Source organism: Rhizobium sp. SVR5-2C, assembly GCF_056755115.1.
Genome location: NZ_JBNDHT010000001.1, coordinates 80752 through 96296, shown reverse-complemented (window position 1 = coordinate 96296; position 15545 = coordinate 80752). Strand labels below are relative to the sequence as shown.

Below are 15545 nucleotides of genomic sequence, written 5' to 3'. Positions count from 1 at the left end.
ATTCCATGGGCGACCAGGCGGCAGCAAACGCCACTGAGCTAGCCGATGCTCAATGGACCGCAAAGATCGAGAAGGCAAACGCCGAAGCCAATAAGAAGATCGCCGACCAGGCCGAGCACGATCTGCAGATCGAGGTAGAGGTGTCCGAGCGCATCAATGCGGCATCACAGCAACTCGAAGAACTGAGGAAACGAAATGCGACCTTACCTCATGGCGGCGATGTCAGCCTTACCGCTGATCGTGTCCGCTTGCGCCCAGAACCGATCGTCATAACCAAGGTTGTGACAGTGACCCTTCCTCCTGCATGCCGACGGCCGACGCCGGCGCTATCGCCGAAACCTGACCGAGATATGACGCAGGAGGAGTCCTCTGATCGCACCGCTCGAACGCTGCCGAGGTCGGTCGCAACGCATGCGTTGACGCCGTGGATGCGGCGGGGCGCTGATAATAGAAATTGAGGGCATTGAAGGGCAGGGGGCGCAGGAATGAATGGAGACACCATGAACACCGAAGTCGAGAAGCCGAAGATTTATCCGGCACATTTCATCGCCATCATAGGCGCCGCTCTTGTCAACGCGTTCATTATCGGCGGGGTATGGGTCAGTCTTAACCGCGACATCGCCGATATCCGAAGTGCTCAAGAGCGGACACAGAAGGTTTTCGACGACACCCAGCAGGTGTCGCAAATTCCACCGCTTTCATTCCAGGTGACGAGAGCTCTTGAGGCGACGGCGGAAAACAAGAAGGGGATTGAGGCGGCAAACGCGCGCGTCGATCGCGTGGTGGAATCGCTTGCGGGGAAACTCGACACCGGATCGAGAGCATCAATAAGGTCGCGACCTGCGTCGAGGTGTTGAGCAGCAAGCTCGATGATGCTCAGGAGCGAGCGAACAAGACCTTGTGGCGTCCGGCCTTAAAACGACCAAGGGCTCGTCCAAAAGGGTCGGAGACGGCAAGCCCTTGGTCTTATGGCGGGCCTCGGGATATCGGGGACCCGTGGCCGTCATGCGCTGTGCTGGGGGGCTACAGCGCATAAAAATAAAGCTCCGGGGAGCCTGCGCGTCAATAATTAATTAGAATTAGGATCGAAGGGCTCGCCATGACTGAAGCGAGCCCTTGCCGCGCGGACCTGGAAGTGAGGGACTGCGCAACCAACCGGTCCACTGCCTCAACAATCTGAGTTCGACAATGTTCCTAAGCGGAAGCGCACAGTTGCCGATTCATCTGAGACTGATGGAACAAATCTCGCATGGGACCATTGTACTCCGTCGGTTCAATTTCTACGGGTGTGGACCGCTTGGGAGACAATCTGCTCTTGCCCTTTTGGGAGGAGCGGAAAATGCTCGATGGAAACGCAACACCAAACATCCTCATCGCAGCGATGGATAGAGATCCGGCTGAGGCCGTTCTGAATGGCTCCGAGCTGATTTATCTTGTCCACGCGCCGGGCGGTTTGGAGATCGAAACCGGGCTAGTCGGGAAGGAGGAACGAACGCGGCCGATCGCCACTTCCCCGTCCAGACGAGAAGGCAGTCATCTCGCTGCAGTTGCCTGCAGAGTTCGTCATCTCCTCGAGCCGGCGTCCCCCACTTGGCTTGCGATCCCTTGAGCCACCGCTGGTCCTCGCCAATCCGGACGTGCGCCACCCCATCCCCACCAAGATTCAGGGAACCCGACGACCTTGTGCCGAATTAGAGGTCAGAGGAGATTCTATGAACAAAGGCAGGCTCGAAAACTGGCGCCATATCTGTGTCGACATGCAACGTCTCTTCGCGGAAGACACGCCTTGGCATGTCGCGTGGATGGATCGCGTGCTGCCGCAGGTGCTTGAGATCGCCTCGAGCCATCCCGAACGCACCATTTTCACGCGCTTCCTGACGCCGGAAACGAAAGACATGGCAAACGGCGCATGGCGAAATTACTATGAAAAATGGTGGATGATGACCGGCGAACATCTGCCGGCGGAGATGCTGGAGCTTGTCCCTGCACTGCAAAGGCTGGTGCCGCCGGCGTCCTTATTCGACAAGAAAATCTATTCCCCATGGCTCGACGGCAGGCTCAATAAGGCTTTGCGAAGTCAGGCAGTCGAAACGTTGGTGATTACCGGCGGCGAAACTGATGTCTGCGTCATGGCGACGTTGCTCGGGGCCGTCGACCTTGGGTACCGCATCATCCTCATCGAGGATGCCCTCTGCAGCGGCGACGACCAAACGCATGAAGCCTCGCTGGAACTGCTGCGAAACCGCTTTTCCGTTCAACTCGAGCTGATGACCGCGGATGACGTCCTGCGGCAAGCACACGGCTGAGTATCACCATCTCCACATAAGCGAAGAAATCCAATGGCTTGCTATCGGGCCGCAGCGCTAGCGTCCCCGGCGGAGGTGACTTCGCCGAATGATGCTGCGGGCCCCAAGCGGTCAATCCGTTGGTTAGCTTAGCTTGCCGTCGCTTCACTCTCTTCCAAAGCGAGTCACTCACAATGCGAAGTGACGGCACTTCCTCAACGACGTGGTGCTCGGGCGAATTAGCCGTGACACGCGTCGTTCGCTTACGGGGTTCTTGCGGTAGGCCAGCCTGTTGAATATCAGGCGACCGATGTACAATTGATTGTTTAGGATGCCGGTGCCTCTTCGGCGGTGTGGTCCAGCAGCTCGTTCGGCCTCTCTCTGTTCCTTCACTGAGAACTTCACGCGGTCAGACGCTCGTAGTTCCGCAACGAAGGCATCGATCTTTGCCAGTTCGACTTCGGATCAGGGACCTGCAAGGAGATCTGCGTTCCCATGGTGGTGGTGCGGCGCGTTTATGTCTGACGCTCATCCGCGCAGCGCTAGATCACCGTCTGAAGACCGAGTTCGACGACCCGGCCGGTTGGAAGTCCGAAGTAATCTGTCGCATTGCTGGCGTTCTGGGCGAGCGCAATGAACAGCCGGTCCTGCCAGAGGGGCATCCCTCCTTTCTTCGATGGAAGGATCGTCCGGCGCGACAGGAAGAAGGACGTGGACATAATGTCGAACTTCAGCCCGAGTTTGCGCACAAGGACAAGTGCACGTGGAATGTTGGGCGTTTCCATATAGCCGAAGGTGATGACAAGACGGCTGAAGAGAGGATTGAAGCTTTCCAGGAAAATCTTTTCGTCGTCTGGCACGAAGGGCCTCGTCGCCGTCACGACGCTGAGGATGACGTTCTGTTCATGGAGGACCTTGTAGTGCTTCAGGCTGTGCAAGAGCGCCGTTGGCGCGCCCTCGACATCGCTCGTCAGGAAGACGGCCGTGCCCGGAACTGTCGGAGGTTTCTTCTGCGCAAGCTTGTCGATGATTACTGCCAGAGGAATCTCGTCTGCCTTCGTGCGGGCGGCGAGCAGCCGTCGCCCCGCCATCCACGTCTGCATGATCAGGATCATGGTCGACGAGACGAGAACAGGCACCCAGCCGCCATCTGCGAACTTGGCGACGTTGGCGGCGAAGAATCCGGTGTCGATCAGGAAAAGAGGAACGACTACAGCCGCAGCGCTCGCCGGCTTCCAGCCCCAGATGCGTCGCATGACCACGAACAGCAGAACCGATGTGATAAGCATCTCACCCGTGACCGCGATCCCGTAGGCCGCCGACAGACCGCTCGAGTTCTGGAAGAAGACGACAAGGGCGGCTACGAAGACGAAGAGCAGACTGTTGACCTGCGGCATGAAGATCTGCCCGGAATGCGTCTCCGATGTATGCAAGATCTGCAGCCGTGGCAGCAAGTTCAGATGCATCGCCTGACGGACGAGGGAGTAGGCGCCGGAGATGACCGCCTGGCTTGCGATCACCGTCGCAGCAGTGGCGAGGCACACGATCGGAATCCTCGCCCATTCCGGATGCATTCCGAAGAACGGATGCGCGGCCATTCCGGGATTAGCGAGCACGAACGCCCCCTGGCCGAAGTAGTTGAGCAGAAGACATGGAAAAACGAGCGAGAACCATGCCGTCACAATCGGACGTCTGCCAAAATGGCCAAGATCGACGTAGAGCGCCTCGGCCCCCGTCACCGCAAGGAACACCGCCCCCAGCACGGCGACCGCGAGGCCGATATTGCTCGAGACATACCGCATTGCGTGGAGCGGATTGATCGCGCCGAGGATAGCCGGGTCATCGAGGATGTGAATCGCCCCGCTCACCCCAAGAGCGGCGAACCAGAGCGCCATGATCGGCCCGAACACCGATGCGACGCCACCCGTTCCGAACCGCTGGACGAAGAACAGGACTGCAATGATCGTGAGGGTGATCGGCACCACCCAGTTGGAAAGGGCCGGGGCTACGACCTGAATTCCCTCGACCGCCGAGAGGACTGAGATCGCCGGAGTGATGATTGCGTCTCCGAGAAAGAGCGAGGCTCCGGCGACGCCAAGCACCAGGACCCATGCGGGTCTACCGGACAGGCTCTCGCGCGCGAGGGTCATCAGGGAGAGAGTTCCTCCTTCGCCGCGATTGTCGGCCTTCAGGACGAAGCTGACGTACTTTACTGTCACGACGATCGTCAGAGCCCAGACGATAAGTGATAGGATTCCCAGCACGTTGTCACGATGCGAGCCCGAGCCGGCCGTCGCATGAAGCGCTTCCCTGAAGGCGTAGAGGGGACTGGTGCCGATATCGCCATAGACCACACCTAGCGCCGCAAGCACGAGCGAAGGAAGACCGCTCCGAGTTTCATGGTCGAGTTCGGGGTCTTCGGATCGCAGTTGAGGGTAGGTCAACGAACAGGTCCTGACTGAGGTGTGAATGGATTTGTAGGCGATGCCAATGATACCGGCAACGCTCGGAAATGACATTGGTTCGAAAGGGATGATGATGGTCGGTGATGAAACCTCGCCGGGATGCCGTCTCTCCCACATGAACGGGCGCACTTGAAGGCGTCGAGACATTGTCGAGTTGACCCCGAAGCGGACCGGCGTTCCATTTTTTGCTATAGTCTTAAATAGCAGAAAGAGGCTCTAGGCCGGGCTCAATTCTGACGATAGCGAGACTCAGGGCTGGTAAATGACTTACGTTCAGGAGCGGCTTCTTGAAAGCAAGATGACCGAGATCGGTCGGGCCCGGTCCTGGAGTCCCAGCGTTATTTCTAAATTGGAAGCGCTGATCCGCAGTGGCGACGACTTGGCCCTCTATCGCGTCAATCCCCTGGCATTTGCTCGCGACCAGGTCATCGCAGAGGCCGAAAGCATCGACTTGTTTCTCCACGCGACCCGAAGCGGATTGTTCGAGATGAGTTGGGACGTGGTGTGTCCCCAGTCCGGCATGGTGCTCGACAGTTTCCGCGCCTTGCGAACGTTGAAGACCCATTATGTCTGCGGCCTCTGCGACGTCACCGGCGAAGCCGACCTCGACGACTTCATCGAGGTCACCTTCACGGTGTCGCCGCAACTCCGCCGGCTGATGTTTCATGATCCCGGCTCGCTCTCGGTTGAGGATTTTCACTGGAAGTCCAGATTCCTTGGCGATGGACGGATACCCGGCCAACAGGTCCGCTTTCTCGACGTCCTGCATGGGCTGGTTCGTGGCCTTTCCTTCCTCCCGCCGGGCTCGGTCACAACCTTGCGGGCGGAGCTTGGTTCAGGCGCCTTGGCAGGCATCAACGTTCAAACCCAGGCCGCTTTTGCGGTGGCCGTCACAGGCGAGCCCGCAGCAGTGCCGACTCTCCTGCGGATCGGATATGACGGGCAGCGGTTTTCCGCTTCTCTGGCGGCTGTGTCGCCCGGTCCGGTCATCGTCGAAGTGCAAAACTCCGGTGCCGCTCGTGGCTCATTGCTGCTTATTAATTGGCCGACCGAAATCCTGGCGCAGAAGATCAAGCCGGCTCTCGACTTCGATCCTTATGTCTCGGGCGGAATGCTGCTTGCCCGGCAGACCTTTCGACGGCTGTTTCGCTCGGAATGCGTCGACGAGAAGGAAGGTTTGGGTATTCGTCAGGTGACCCTGCTGTTCACGGACCTCAAGGGATCGACCGCAATGTATGAACGACTCGGCGATCTTAATGCCTACGCGCTTGTCCGCGAGCATTTTGCATTGCTCGGCGCAACCGTGCAGGAGCATTCGGGGGCGATCGTCAAGACAATAGGTGACGCCGTGATGGCTGCGTTCTCCCGCCCGACGGATGCTGTCTCGGCCGCGCTTCACATCCTGTGGGAAATCGAGCGTTACAATGCCGAGCATGGCGATCCCAGCATCATTCTCAAGATCGGAGCCCATTGCGGCCCCTCCATCGCCGTGACCTTGAACGAAAACCTCGATTATTTCGGCCAAACTGTGAATGTTGCCGCGCGCGTGCAATCGCTGGCTGACGCAGGGGAAATATGCATTTCCGAAGCGCTGTTTTCGGCGCCGGGTGTCGGCCATCTCCTCACCGGTCACAAGTGGGTTGCCTTCGAGGCTTCTCTTCGGGGTGTGGAAGGAGCTGCATGTGTGTACCGCGTGACGCCCGGTTAGATGTCGCGAGGTGGTATCGCGGCGGCTTTGAACTGAGGGTTGCTTGAGTGCGAACCGATTTTCTTGTCACAACGACCGAGTAAACGACATTCCTCGTGGACGTCGCTCGAGACGCCGAAGTCTCCGAACCGGCGGATCCCGTCGCATGAAGTTTTGCGCATGAGCACCGGCGAACAGATCGTCTCCACGGCGGCAAGCTACTTCTGAATGGGATCCAGTGAGGTGGTGGCGACGAAAAAGGGACTGCCCAAGCTCGCCTTTATCTGAGACAATTAGGCGGGGAGGACCGCCCTTTTGGCTGGCTCAGCCGCTGAGGACCGTCTCGAGGCAGTCGGAGACGGTGTGGGCCTGAAACCCGGTCAACGGGTGTGCTCGCTCGTCCACCGTGGCGGTTACGCCGACTACACCATCGCCGAAGCTGATCAAGTCATCGTGCTTCCAGACGAAATCGACTTCATCACCGCCGCCGCGCTTCCCGAGGTCGCAATGACGGTGGAATACAACCTGGTTGAACGGGCGGCCCTGAAACGACACGAATGGGTCCTCATTCGCGGTGGCTCGAGCGGCATTGGAAGCCACGCGGTTCAGCGTGCCAAGGCGATGGATGCAAAGGTGGCGGTGACCGCCGGTTCGGACGAAAAATACGCTTACTGCCAAACGCTAGGCGCCGACGTGGCCATCAACTATCGCAGCGTCGATTTCGTAGCGGCCGTCGTCGAGGCGACCGGAGGGCGGGGGGCAGACGTCGTGCTGGACAGGGTTGGCGGCGACTATATCGACCGCAATCTCAAGGCGATGGCAGCCGACGGTCGTTGCGCGATCATTTCGCTTCAGGGCGGCCGCAAGATTTCCGCTGATCTGGAGCCGCTTCTACGACGCCGCCTGACCCTCGTCGGTTCCACCCTACGGCCACTGTCGAAGGCGGAGAAGGCGACGCATCGCAAAGCTGGGGTCACACGATGTATTGCCGCTCGTTGCGAACAACCGTATCCGTTCCTCAGTCGGCAAGACGTTTCCACTGGAAAAGGTTGAGGCCGCCCATCGGCTGCTTGAGAGTGGCGCGACGATGGGGAAAATTGTCTTGACCGTCGTTTAGAACGCGACAGGGCTTGCACCAGAGAACGAGGGCATGGCCGCCTGCGAAGCTCGTCCCCCACAGTCCCACGCGCTCATCGTCCACTTCCGGGCGGTCCTGCAGATAAGAGATAGCGCGGCGCCAATCGGTGATCTGCTGCCAGGGATTGATGTCGTGCCGCGGTTCGCCACGGCTTTCGCCGAAGCCGCGATGATCATGCACCAGCACTACGAAACCAGCTTCTGCGAAGGCTTCCGCGATGGGCTCGATGCCATGATATTTCGTCCCGGCATATCCGTGCGCCATAGTGATGGCCGGAAGTGGCAGCTTGTGTCCCTCCGGAACGAACAGCCACGCGGAGAGCTCGATTCCCCCTCGGCGGGAAGCGTAGGTCGTGTTTCTTGAACATTGATCGAGTCCTGTTTCAGCGGTTAAGTGAGCCGAGAAGGGGAGCAAGCGCCAGCTCCTTCTCCCTTGTCTGCAATCCTCGTTCGAATGCCCTGCGCATCTGCAATGGGCAGTTTCATCCCGCACAAGCTCGCCAAAGAGGTCGGAATCGCATCGGAACTCCTCGATGGGGGCGAGCGTCACTTTGTTCACACGATCCTTGATCATTTCGCCGCCGGCGGCGGGGAAGCGCGCTATGCGGTAGGCAAGCCGACCCGAAAACCTTCCTTGAAGCTCGGATCTCTCCCGAGGACAATGGCGACATTCGGAGAGGTGGAAATTGCCACGCCTGAGGAGGAAATCTTACCACCATTGCGCAGTCAGGTGGCTAGCCACTCCCCCCAAAAGGCGAAACGCGTCCCGATTCTCATTCGCAAGCTCTACACCGCCGCGGTAATAAAGAAATGGTGTCTGCGGAACCTTGGGAAGACATCGAGCAACATAAACTTCCGAAGCCCAAAGGCCACATGCCATGGCCAGCGGAGTACGTCGAACGGTTTGAGAACTTCCATAAGCTTGGGAGTGCCGCACGCACCGCCTTCGCGTTCGCTCGCTTCCTCGGCAACCGGCGCGGTGACGTCGCTCTCGTTTCATGGGGCGAGCTTCACCCTCATCGCTACATCGATGACAGTACTAACGAGGTCCGCGTTGTGACGGTAGTCGAATTCTGGACGAGCAAAGACGAAAATAACGGCGGAAACGAGTATGTGACGGTGGTCGTTCGTCCCGAGCTTCAAGAAGTGCTGGCCGCTCTTGATCAGACCAAGGGCGGCACCATCCTTAAGACGCACTATGCAAGCCGTTCTCCCGAAAGAGCCTTACGAACCAGAGGGCAGTTTGAAAGGTATCCCGCCGGGTTACACCCTAAATGGCCTGCGCACGAGCTACGCCAATGAAATGGCGAGGGCGGCGCCGATCCTTTCGCCGTCCAAAAAACCGCTGGGGCATAAAAATATTCGGGATAACTCAGATATATCTCAAGAAGCTTGACGCGACGCCTATGGCTCTACGCGCCGCGGGGGAGAAGTAGTCCAATCCACGAGTCACTTACCGGTTAACCCGTTGAGATGAATAAAAGGTGGTGGGCCCGGAGGGAAACCAAGTTGGTTCAGTGAGCTGATAAAAGTGAAGGCTTGGGATGTTGAGCGTTATCACGTTCGCGAGGTTTATAGTACCCCATCGCGGAAGATGCGGCGCGCCCTCCCGCCAGTTCAGCGCGGCAAGCCTCGCCGAAATCCAGGAGAAAGTTCATCGCGCCGGACTGCGCGAGGTCGCGCATATCAGAGAGCGAGCGATTGGGGGTCAGGTAGGTTTCGACGATCCTCGCCATCGCCAGTTCGGCCGCGTCCACGACCGGCCGTGATGAAATCAGGCGCATTTGAGCGACCAATGCATAAAGAAGCACTAGGTCCGAGACGTCGTCCTTCTGATGGCTTATCGCATCGCCGTATAGCCGCGTGGCCTCGGCTATGAAATCCGAAAACAGCTTTTCGCGTTTGGCTACCTCGACCTCGCGATGCTTTTCCCTCACCTGGGACCGATGCGTCATCCAGGCGGTGGCGAACGAGGCGAGACCTCCGAGCGCGACGCCGGCGAGGCCCGTGAGGGCAGAGATGTATGGGTCCATGAGAATTCTCCTCTCGGATCGAAAGCGGCGCGGCCGACAAGCTACGTGCCTGGCGTAATCAGTACTTCTAGCCTGCTAGCGGAGGGCCTATCCAAACGCCTTCCGGCACTGCGGGGATGCTGTTCACCAACCCGTCGAGCATTCCATGCAGGACGTTCTCGGTCAGCTCCTCCATCTTGTCGCCAGGCCCGACGAGGCGGTCCGCCAGCAATAAAGTCAGACCGTGCATCTGTGACCAAAAAACGAGGATCGCTCCATCGATGGTGCGGGTATTGGCCTCGTTATCTGCAATTGGACGCCCGAGAGCGCCGTCGGAAATCGCCGCAACTATAAGGGCTTTCATGTTGTAGGCCGCGGTTCTTTCGATCGCGGGACGCCCTTCGTCCTGGCCGGCGAGGTAGCCCCCGAACATCAATCTGTAGAGCGCCGGATTGTTGACGCCGCCGCAGACGTATGCGCGGGCCATCGCCGCCAGCCTCTTGCGCGGGCTGTCGAGTTCCCTGGTCGCTTCAGCCATGCGCTCGGCCAGCAGTTCGAACCCCACCGCCGAGACGGCCGCCAGCAATTCGCGTTTGTCGGCGAAGTGTTTGTACGGGGCGTTGTGACTGACGCCCGCCCGACGGGCGAGCTCCCGAAGCGAAAACTCTGTGCTTTGAGACTCGCTCAACACGTCGAGCGCGGCCTCGACAATCGCCCTGTGAAGGTCGCCGTGGTGATAGGGCCGCTGTTTTCTGGTGGAAATGTCTTGGGTCATATCCGTCGATTTAGAGAGGTAAGTTGCTCTTGTCAACATTTTGCTTGGAAGATGTTGACATTGTCCACTCCAGCCTTTAAGTGGGCGATGTCAACATGCGCTCCATCTTCCGGAAGGCAGCGCGAACCAGCAACAGAGGCGACACTTCATGGATATTCATCATTCCGTCGGACGCAAAACGCACCGCACAAAGGAGCGTCATCCGTTCGAGCGTATCGCTCTGTTGTTGCAAGGTGGGCGGGGCGCTCGGTTCCTATCAGGCCGGCGTCTATCAAGCTCTGGCCGAAGCCGGTCTGCATCCGGACTGGGTCGCCGGCATCTCCATCGGCGCCATCAACAGTGCCCTGATTGCCGGCAATCCGCCCGACAGGCGAGTGGAGGCGCTCCGGAGCTTCTGGGAGACGGTAACCGTCCCTGCTCACGGGATTCCCACTCTCTTTTCGGCAATTTTTGGAGCGTTCCAGGGTGACTTCGCGCGTGGCCTGCTCAATCAGACGCACGCCTTTGCAACCCTTATGAACGGCGCCGCGTGGTTCTTCACGCCCCGTCCGGTTCCACCTTTCTTTTCATCCGCCGGTCGTATCGAGGCGGAAAGCTTCTACGACGTCGCACCGCTCAAGGCGACGCTGGAGCGGCTGGTGGACTTCGACCGCATCAACTCGGGAGTGATGCGTTTCAGCGTCGGTGCGGTCAACGTACGCACTGGCAACTTCGAGTATTTCGACACCACGAGCCACGATATCCGCCCCGAACACATCATGGCGCGCGGCTCCCTGCCGCCCGGCTTCCCTGCCGCTAGGATTGACGGCGAGTGTTACTGGGACGGGGGCCTCGTATCGAACACGCCGCTGCAATGGGTGCTCGACAACTCGCCGCGCCAGGACACGCTGACCTTTCAGGTCGACCTTTGGAGCGCGCGGGGCGAGTTCCCGCGTGACCTCCTTGGAATCGAACTGCGGCAGAAGGATATCCGGTTCTCGAGCCGCACGCGCGTGGCGACCGACCAATTCAGGTCGCAGCAGCGGCTAATCGCGCCCTAGGTCATCTGGTCGAACTCGTCCCCAAGGACGCGCTGCTGCGGGCCGATCCGGAGATCAAGCTTCTCGTCGATCAGGCCGACGAGAAGGTCTACAACATCGTCCAGCTCGTGTACCGGGCCAAGAACTACGAAGCTAGCTCCAAGGATTACGAGTTCTCCCGCCTGACCATGGAGGAGCACTGGACCTCCGGCTACAACGACGCGCTTCGAACACTGCGCCACCCCGAGGTGCTGCAGCGGCCCGACACGCCGGACGGTGTGGCTATTTTCGACTTCGATTGAGTTTTCACCAAAGAGAAGAGCACGACATGAAGATCGCCACAATCCGCGAGGATGCCTTCGCGATGCCGCTCAACAACCCCGCCTATCCGAGGCCACCCTACAAGTTCTACAACCGCGAATTTGTCGTCATCAACTACCGGACCGATCCGGAGGCCCTTCGCGCCCTCGTGCCGGAGCCGCTGGAAGTCATCAGCGACACTGTCGCCTATGAATTCATCCGCATGCCGGATTCGACCGGATTCGGCGACTATACGGAAACCGGGCAGGTCATTCCGGTGCGGTTCACGACGTCATCGGGCAGGGTGCAGGAAGGCAGCTACGTGCATGCTATGTATCTTGACGACAACTCTCCGATCGCCGGCGGCCGCGAGATTTGGGGCTTTCCAAAGAAACTGGCGACTCCGAAGCTGTCGCACGAGCAGGAGACGCTGGTCGGGACGCTCCACTACGGCTCGGTTTTGTGCGTGACGGCGACCATGGGCTACAAGCATCGCGAGCTCCCGCTGGAGCCGCTGGCAAAAGCGATGGCGAAGCCAGCCTTCGTGCTGAAGGTCATCCCGCACGTGGACGGTTCGCCGCGGATTTGCGAACTGGTGCGCTACTATCTCGAGGATGTGACGCTGAAGGGCGCATGGGCAGGGATGGCGGCCCTGCAATTGTTCGATCACGCAATGTGCGACGTCGCGCGTCTACCTGTGCGCGAGGTCACGTCGGCCAGCCATTACGTTGCCGACCTGACGCTCGGCCTCGGCGAGGTCGTGTTCGATTACTTCCAAAACGACTGATCTCCTGCAATTGAAAGGAACTATCCATGACTCGATTTGATGGACGAGTGGCGATTGTCACAGGAGCCGCAAGCGGCATCGGCAAAGAGATAGCGCTTCGGTTCGCCGCCGAAGGCGGCATCCCCGTAGTCGCCGACCTTAATCTCGACGCAGCGAACGCAACGGCCGCCGAGATCAAAAGCAAGGGCAGCGATACCTTCGCCGTTGCGATGAACGTCGCCGACGAGGAGCAGGTGGAAAAGGCCGTTGACGACGTGGTCGCCATGTTCGGCAAGGTCGACGTGCTCGTCAGCAATGCTGGCATCCAGATCGTCAGGCCGCTGGTCGACTTTCCCTTTGCTGACTGGAGAAAGCTGCTTTCGATCCATCTCGACGGCGCCTTTTTGACCACCCGCGCCTGCCTCAAGCACATGTATGCCGCCAATTACGGCCGGGTGATCTACATGGGTTCTGTGCACTCCAAGGAAGCCTCGAAGCTGAAGGCGCCCTATGTCACGGCGAAGCACGGTCTGATCGGATTGGCCAAGGTGCTCGCAAAGGAAGGAGCCGAGCACAACGTCACGGCCAACGTCGTCTGCCCCGGCTTCGTTCGCACGCCGCTCGTCGACAAACAGATCCCCGAGCAGGCGCGGGAACTCGGCCTCAGCGAGGAGCAGGTAGTCAAGACGGTTATGCTCAAGGACACGGTCGACGGCGAGTTCACCAGCACCGATGACGTGGCCGACGCCGTTCTCTATTTCGCGGCGGCTAGTTCGAACGCCGTGACGGGTCAGTCGCTGGTCGTGAGCCACGGCTGGTTCATGCAGTAGGATCAAATCGCGAACAGACGGACGAACGGCGACACCCCTTGTGACGCCGTGGGACAGGAACTTCTGCACCCGGGACCAGCTTTACCTCGCGACGAGCCGCAGTGGCCTGGCGCGCTCTCGTTCTTTAGTATCAAAGGAAATGAACATGGCAGTCTTCAATGATTTGCGGCGGGTTGTCTCGCACGCCCAACGACGTTCGGTGGCCACGAGCCGCTCCGTCGATGTCGTAAGCATGCGAGACTGCGGAAGGCCGTCCAGACCACTGCGCTCGGCATGTTCGTAGGATTCGCCGCGCTGCCGACAGCCCGAGCAGATGACCAGCCCCCGCCGGTGAAACCGGCGATCAGCGACGAGGCAGCGACTGCCGTTTCGCAGATGGGAAAGACCCTGCATGCGAGGGACTTGTCGGTCACGGCAAGAACGGTCAGCGCCGTCGAGTTTGTCGGCGATGACGGCAGACACGATCTATTCTACGACGGCACATGACGATCTCCGCGTCGGACGACATACCGTTCGCGCTCGACGAGGTCGCAACCAAGCTGGACGTCGATTTTCCGCTCGGCGCGCTTTTTGCGCGCTCTCCGGACGAAGTGCTGCTAGGGGACGCCTTGTCCGCCTCACAGGTAGGGACCGCCAATGTCGACTGTGTCGAGTGCCGGCATCTGCTTTTCTCACGGAAGTCCGGCATCGATGTGGAATTGTGGGTCGAGAAGAATGACGCGACGACGCCGCATCGTCTGGTCGTCACCTATCCGTTGCTGCAGGGCCAACCAAGCTTCGTTGCCGAATTCACCAGTTGGAAGACCCAGCCGCCTCTGTCCGACTCCGAATTCACGTTTGCGCCTCCTGCGGATGTGAAAAAGATCGATCCGACACCAGCCGTCGCGTTGGGAACGGAAGGGAGCAGGTGATGAACTATCTGAAGCGCACCTGCCTTGCTTTTCTCGCTTTGACGGCCATCACATCGGACATTGCCTTCGGTCAGTTTGCGCCACCTGGAGGTCCGCCACCCCTCCCGTCTGGAGGGCCACCCCATTTCCGTCGGCAGGGCCCGGCGGCCCCCCACGTCCGCAGATAGGCCGCCCCCCACGTCCGCCGATGGCGAGCCACGGTCGGCCGCCGGTGGGCGCGCAGAACCGTCCACCAGTGAACCCACGTACTCGTATGCCAGATGTCGGCGGCGCAAAGGGGCGATTGGCGGAAGGTCCAAGCCACAGAGGGAGCAACCTGTCCGGAAGCGTCCGCAACACCCTTAACTCGGGGGGTAACATCAATGGAAACCGCACCTTCATGAACTCCGGGGGCAATATCGTCGCGAAGGACTCGGGCAACCTTACCGTCAACAACTCTGGCGATCTCAAGGTCTCGGGCAATCGCAATGGATACTTTGGCCATGGATACTATGGTCGTGGAGACCATGGTGTAGGCGACGATGGTCCGGGAGAGTATGGCGGTGGAGACTATGGGCGTGGATACAATCGCCGCGACGCGTACGTCCTAGGCGGGTATGCGGCGGGCGTCGTCACTGGTGCGGCCACCGCCTCGAGCGCCGGCGGAATGACTTATTCTTCCTATGGAGATCAGTCTTGATCCTCTACGGGTTCCTATGGCGCAGCGTCATCGAGTTCGTCCCAAGGCAGCGTGGGCTCCGCTAACGCGGCGTCGTCGGGTTCATCTCACGGGGGTTCTTCAGGTTCGTCTCACACCAGGTCTTCAGGCTCATCTGGCGGAGAATATGCGACCTCTTCCGATCAGAGCCGCTCCGACCGGCCTGTTTGCAGCGGAGAGGGCGGCTCGAACCAGAGCGGCGGCCATGGCGGTTCCCAGTCTGTCAATCCTCTAATTGCCGGCTGTTTGAGAGCCTGCCGCCGGAGGGCACGGCATGGACATCGGAAGATGCGGTCGGTTGGCTTCAGGCTGCGGCCGCCTATAAGATCCAGGGAAACATCTTGGTCACGGGCGAAGTCCCGCCGTCGGATTACAATCGCGCTTCTAGTGGAAATTAGATTCAGCTCGGCATGTTGAAGAGGCTGAGGCCGGATGTCGCGCGACATATCCGGCCTTCGCAGCAGGGCCCGTAATCGGTCGGCGCAGGATTCCCGAAGGCTGTCGATGGCGGTCGCTAAATCCGCGGATGAAGCGGAGTTGTTCCGAAGCATTTCCTGGAAAAGAACGTCCTTGGTCGGAAAATAGAGGTAGACCGTTCCCTTTGTTATTCCCGAGCGGGTGGCGACGTCTTTAGCCGGAGTTCCCTATATTCTCTCCTCGC

16 protein-coding genes and 2 pseudogenes are annotated in these 15545 nt (G+C 59.6%); 13 read left to right on the top strand and 5 right to left on the bottom strand.

Going from position 1 to position 15545, the window contains the following annotated elements:
• Positions 1-5: 5 nt before the first annotated feature.
• From ACPYOI_RS00500 to ACPYOI_RS00490, 3 genes are all read left to right on the top strand, one after another.
• Entirely contained in the window at positions 6-458 is a 453-nt protein-coding gene (locus ACPYOI_RS00500; protein WP_481415551.1) for a hypothetical protein, read from the top strand.
• Between the two features lie 42 nt (positions 459-500).
• The gene (locus ACPYOI_RS00495) at positions 501-857 is read left to right on the top strand and encodes a hypothetical protein (RefSeq protein ID WP_481422392.1); all 357 of its coding nucleotides are present in this window, start codon (positions 501-503) and stop codon (positions 855-857) included.
• 855 nt (positions 858-1712) lie between these two features.
• Positions 1713-2306 (top strand): cysteine hydrolase family protein, encoded by a 594-nt coding sequence (locus tag ACPYOI_RS00490; RefSeq protein WP_481422391.1) that lies wholly within the window; start codon positions 1713-1715, stop codon positions 2304-2306.
• A 521-nt stretch (positions 2307-2827) separates the two neighbouring features.
• Here the strand turns inward: ACPYOI_RS00490 and ACPYOI_RS00485 are convergent.
• Positions 2828-4729 carry a potassium transporter Kup gene (locus ACPYOI_RS00485; RefSeq protein WP_481415554.1) on the bottom strand — a complete coding sequence of 634 codons (1902 nt, stop codon included), beginning with the start codon at positions 4727-4729 and terminating at the stop codon, positions 2828-2830.
• A gap of 283 nt (positions 4730-5012) precedes the next feature.
• Here ACPYOI_RS00485 and ACPYOI_RS00480 point away from each other — a divergent pair, with 283 nt between their 5' ends.
• From ACPYOI_RS00480 to ACPYOI_RS00470, 3 genes are all read left to right on the top strand, one after another.
• Positions 5013-6458, top strand: coding sequence for a DUF5939 domain-containing protein (locus ACPYOI_RS00480; RefSeq protein ID WP_481415555.1), 1446 nt, complete (start codon positions 5013-5015; stop codon positions 6456-6458).
• 294 nt (positions 6459-6752) lie between these two features.
• A complete protein-coding gene (locus ACPYOI_RS00475) occupies positions 6753-7490 on the top strand; it encodes a zinc-binding dehydrogenase (protein WP_481415556.1) in 738 nt (245 codons plus the stop codon).
• Positions 7447-7554, top strand: coding sequence for a zinc-binding dehydrogenase (locus tag ACPYOI_RS00470; RefSeq protein WP_481422403.1), 108 nt, complete (start codon positions 7447-7449; stop codon positions 7552-7554). Before ACPYOI_RS00475 ends, ACPYOI_RS00470 begins: the two co-directional genes overlap by 44 nt.
• A gap of 75 nt (positions 7555-7629) precedes the next feature.
• Here ACPYOI_RS00470 and ACPYOI_RS00465 read toward each other — a convergent pair.
• Positions 7630-8148: pseudogene (locus tag ACPYOI_RS00465) on the bottom strand (alpha/beta hydrolase); the annotation flags it as partial.
• 236 nt (positions 8149-8384) lie between these two features.
• On the opposite strand from ACPYOI_RS00465, the gene ACPYOI_RS00460 reads away from it, so the two are divergent.
• Complete coding sequence (locus ACPYOI_RS00460; RefSeq protein ID WP_481415557.1) at positions 8385-8876, top strand: hypothetical protein; 492 nt, start codon at positions 8385-8387, stop codon at positions 8874-8876.
• A gap of 212 nt (positions 8877-9088) precedes the next feature.
• Here ACPYOI_RS00460 and ACPYOI_RS00455 read toward each other — a convergent pair whose 3' ends face one another.
• Positions 9089-9607, bottom strand: a complete 519-nt coding sequence (locus ACPYOI_RS00455; RefSeq protein ID WP_481415558.1) for a hypothetical protein — start codon at positions 9605-9607, stop codon at positions 9089-9091.
• Between the two features lie 67 nt (positions 9608-9674).
• Positions 9675-10361 (bottom strand): TetR/AcrR family transcriptional regulator, encoded by a 687-nt coding sequence (locus ACPYOI_RS00450; RefSeq protein ID WP_481422390.1) that lies wholly within the window; start codon positions 10359-10361, stop codon positions 9675-9677.
• Between the two features lie 148 nt (positions 10362-10509).
• Between ACPYOI_RS00450 and ACPYOI_RS00445 the strand changes: the two are divergent.
• The 6 genes and pseudogenes from ACPYOI_RS00445 to ACPYOI_RS00420 all read left to right on the top strand — a co-directional run bounded on the left by ACPYOI_RS00445 (position 10510) and on the right by ACPYOI_RS00420 (position 14866).
• Positions 10510-11682 (top strand): annotated as a pseudogene (locus tag ACPYOI_RS00445) (patatin-like phospholipase family protein).
• 26 nt (positions 11683-11708) lie between these two features.
• Positions 11709-12467 (top strand): acetoacetate decarboxylase, encoded by a 759-nt coding sequence (locus ACPYOI_RS00440; RefSeq protein WP_481415560.1) that lies wholly within the window; start codon positions 11709-11711, stop codon positions 12465-12467.
• 26 nt (positions 12468-12493) lie between these two features.
• Complete coding sequence (locus tag ACPYOI_RS00435; RefSeq protein ID WP_481415561.1) at positions 12494-13276, top strand: 3-hydroxybutyrate dehydrogenase; 783 nt, start codon at positions 12494-12496, stop codon at positions 13274-13276.
• A gap of 273 nt (positions 13277-13549) precedes the next feature.
• The gene (locus ACPYOI_RS00430; protein ID WP_481415562.1) at positions 13550-13762 is read left to right on the top strand and encodes a hypothetical protein; all 213 of its coding nucleotides are present in this window, start codon (positions 13550-13552) and stop codon (positions 13760-13762) included.
• Complete coding sequence (locus tag ACPYOI_RS00425) at positions 13759-14187, top strand: DUF2092 domain-containing protein (protein WP_481422389.1); 429 nt, start codon at positions 13759-13761, stop codon at positions 14185-14187. Before ACPYOI_RS00430 ends, ACPYOI_RS00425 begins: the two co-directional genes overlap by 4 nt.
• A gap of 379 nt (positions 14188-14566) precedes the next feature.
• Complete coding sequence (locus ACPYOI_RS00420; protein WP_481415564.1) at positions 14567-14866, top strand: hypothetical protein; 300 nt, start codon at positions 14567-14569, stop codon at positions 14864-14866.
• A gap of 161 nt (positions 14867-15027) precedes the next feature.
• Here ACPYOI_RS00420 and ACPYOI_RS00415 read toward each other — a convergent pair whose 3' ends face one another.
• Positions 15028-15492: a TetR/AcrR family transcriptional regulator gene (locus tag ACPYOI_RS00415; RefSeq protein WP_481422402.1), complete on the bottom strand. Its 465-nt coding sequence runs from the start codon at positions 15490-15492 to the stop codon at positions 15028-15030.
• Positions 15493-15545: the final 53 nt, after the last annotated feature.

Excerpts from the sequence above, each read along its gene's own strand:
- ACPYOI_RS00440 (WP_481415560.1), top strand. The coding sequence starts at position 11,709 with ATGAAGATCGCCACAATCCGCGAGGATGCCTTCGCGATGCCGCTCAAC.
- ACPYOI_RS00455 (WP_481415558.1), bottom strand. The coding sequence starts at position 9,607 with ATGGACCCATACATCTCTGCCCTCACGGGCCTCGCCGGCGTCGCGCTC.
- ACPYOI_RS00495 (WP_481422392.1), top strand. The coding sequence starts at position 501 with ATGAACACCGAAGTCGAGAAGCCGAAGATTTATCCGGCACATTTCATC.
- ACPYOI_RS00420 (WP_481415564.1), top strand. The coding sequence starts at position 14,567 with ATGAACTCCGGGGGCAATATCGTCGCGAAGGACTCGGGCAACCTTACC.
- ACPYOI_RS00480 (WP_481415555.1), top strand. The coding sequence starts at position 5,013 with ATGACTTACGTTCAGGAGCGGCTTCTTGAAAGCAAGATGACCGAGATC.
- ACPYOI_RS00450 (WP_481422390.1), bottom strand. The coding sequence starts at position 10,361 with ATGACCCAAGACATTTCCACCAGAAAACAGCGGCCCTATCACCACGGC.
- ACPYOI_RS00425 (WP_481422389.1), top strand. The coding sequence starts at position 13,759 with ATGACGATCTCCGCGTCGGACGACATACCGTTCGCGCTCGACGAGGTC.
- ACPYOI_RS00435 (WP_481415561.1), top strand. The coding sequence starts at position 12,494 with ATGACTCGATTTGATGGACGAGTGGCGATTGTCACAGGAGCCGCAAGC.
- ACPYOI_RS00460 (WP_481415557.1), top strand. The coding sequence starts at position 8,385 with ATGGTGTCTGCGGAACCTTGGGAAGACATCGAGCAACATAAACTTCCG.
- ACPYOI_RS00490 (WP_481422391.1), top strand. The coding sequence starts at position 1,713 with ATGAACAAAGGCAGGCTCGAAAACTGGCGCCATATCTGTGTCGACATG.
- ACPYOI_RS00500 (WP_481415551.1), top strand. The coding sequence starts at position 6 with ATGGGCGACCAGGCGGCAGCAAACGCCACTGAGCTAGCCGATGCTCAA.
- ACPYOI_RS00430 (WP_481415562.1), top strand. The coding sequence starts at position 13,550 with ATGTTCGTAGGATTCGCCGCGCTGCCGACAGCCCGAGCAGATGACCAG.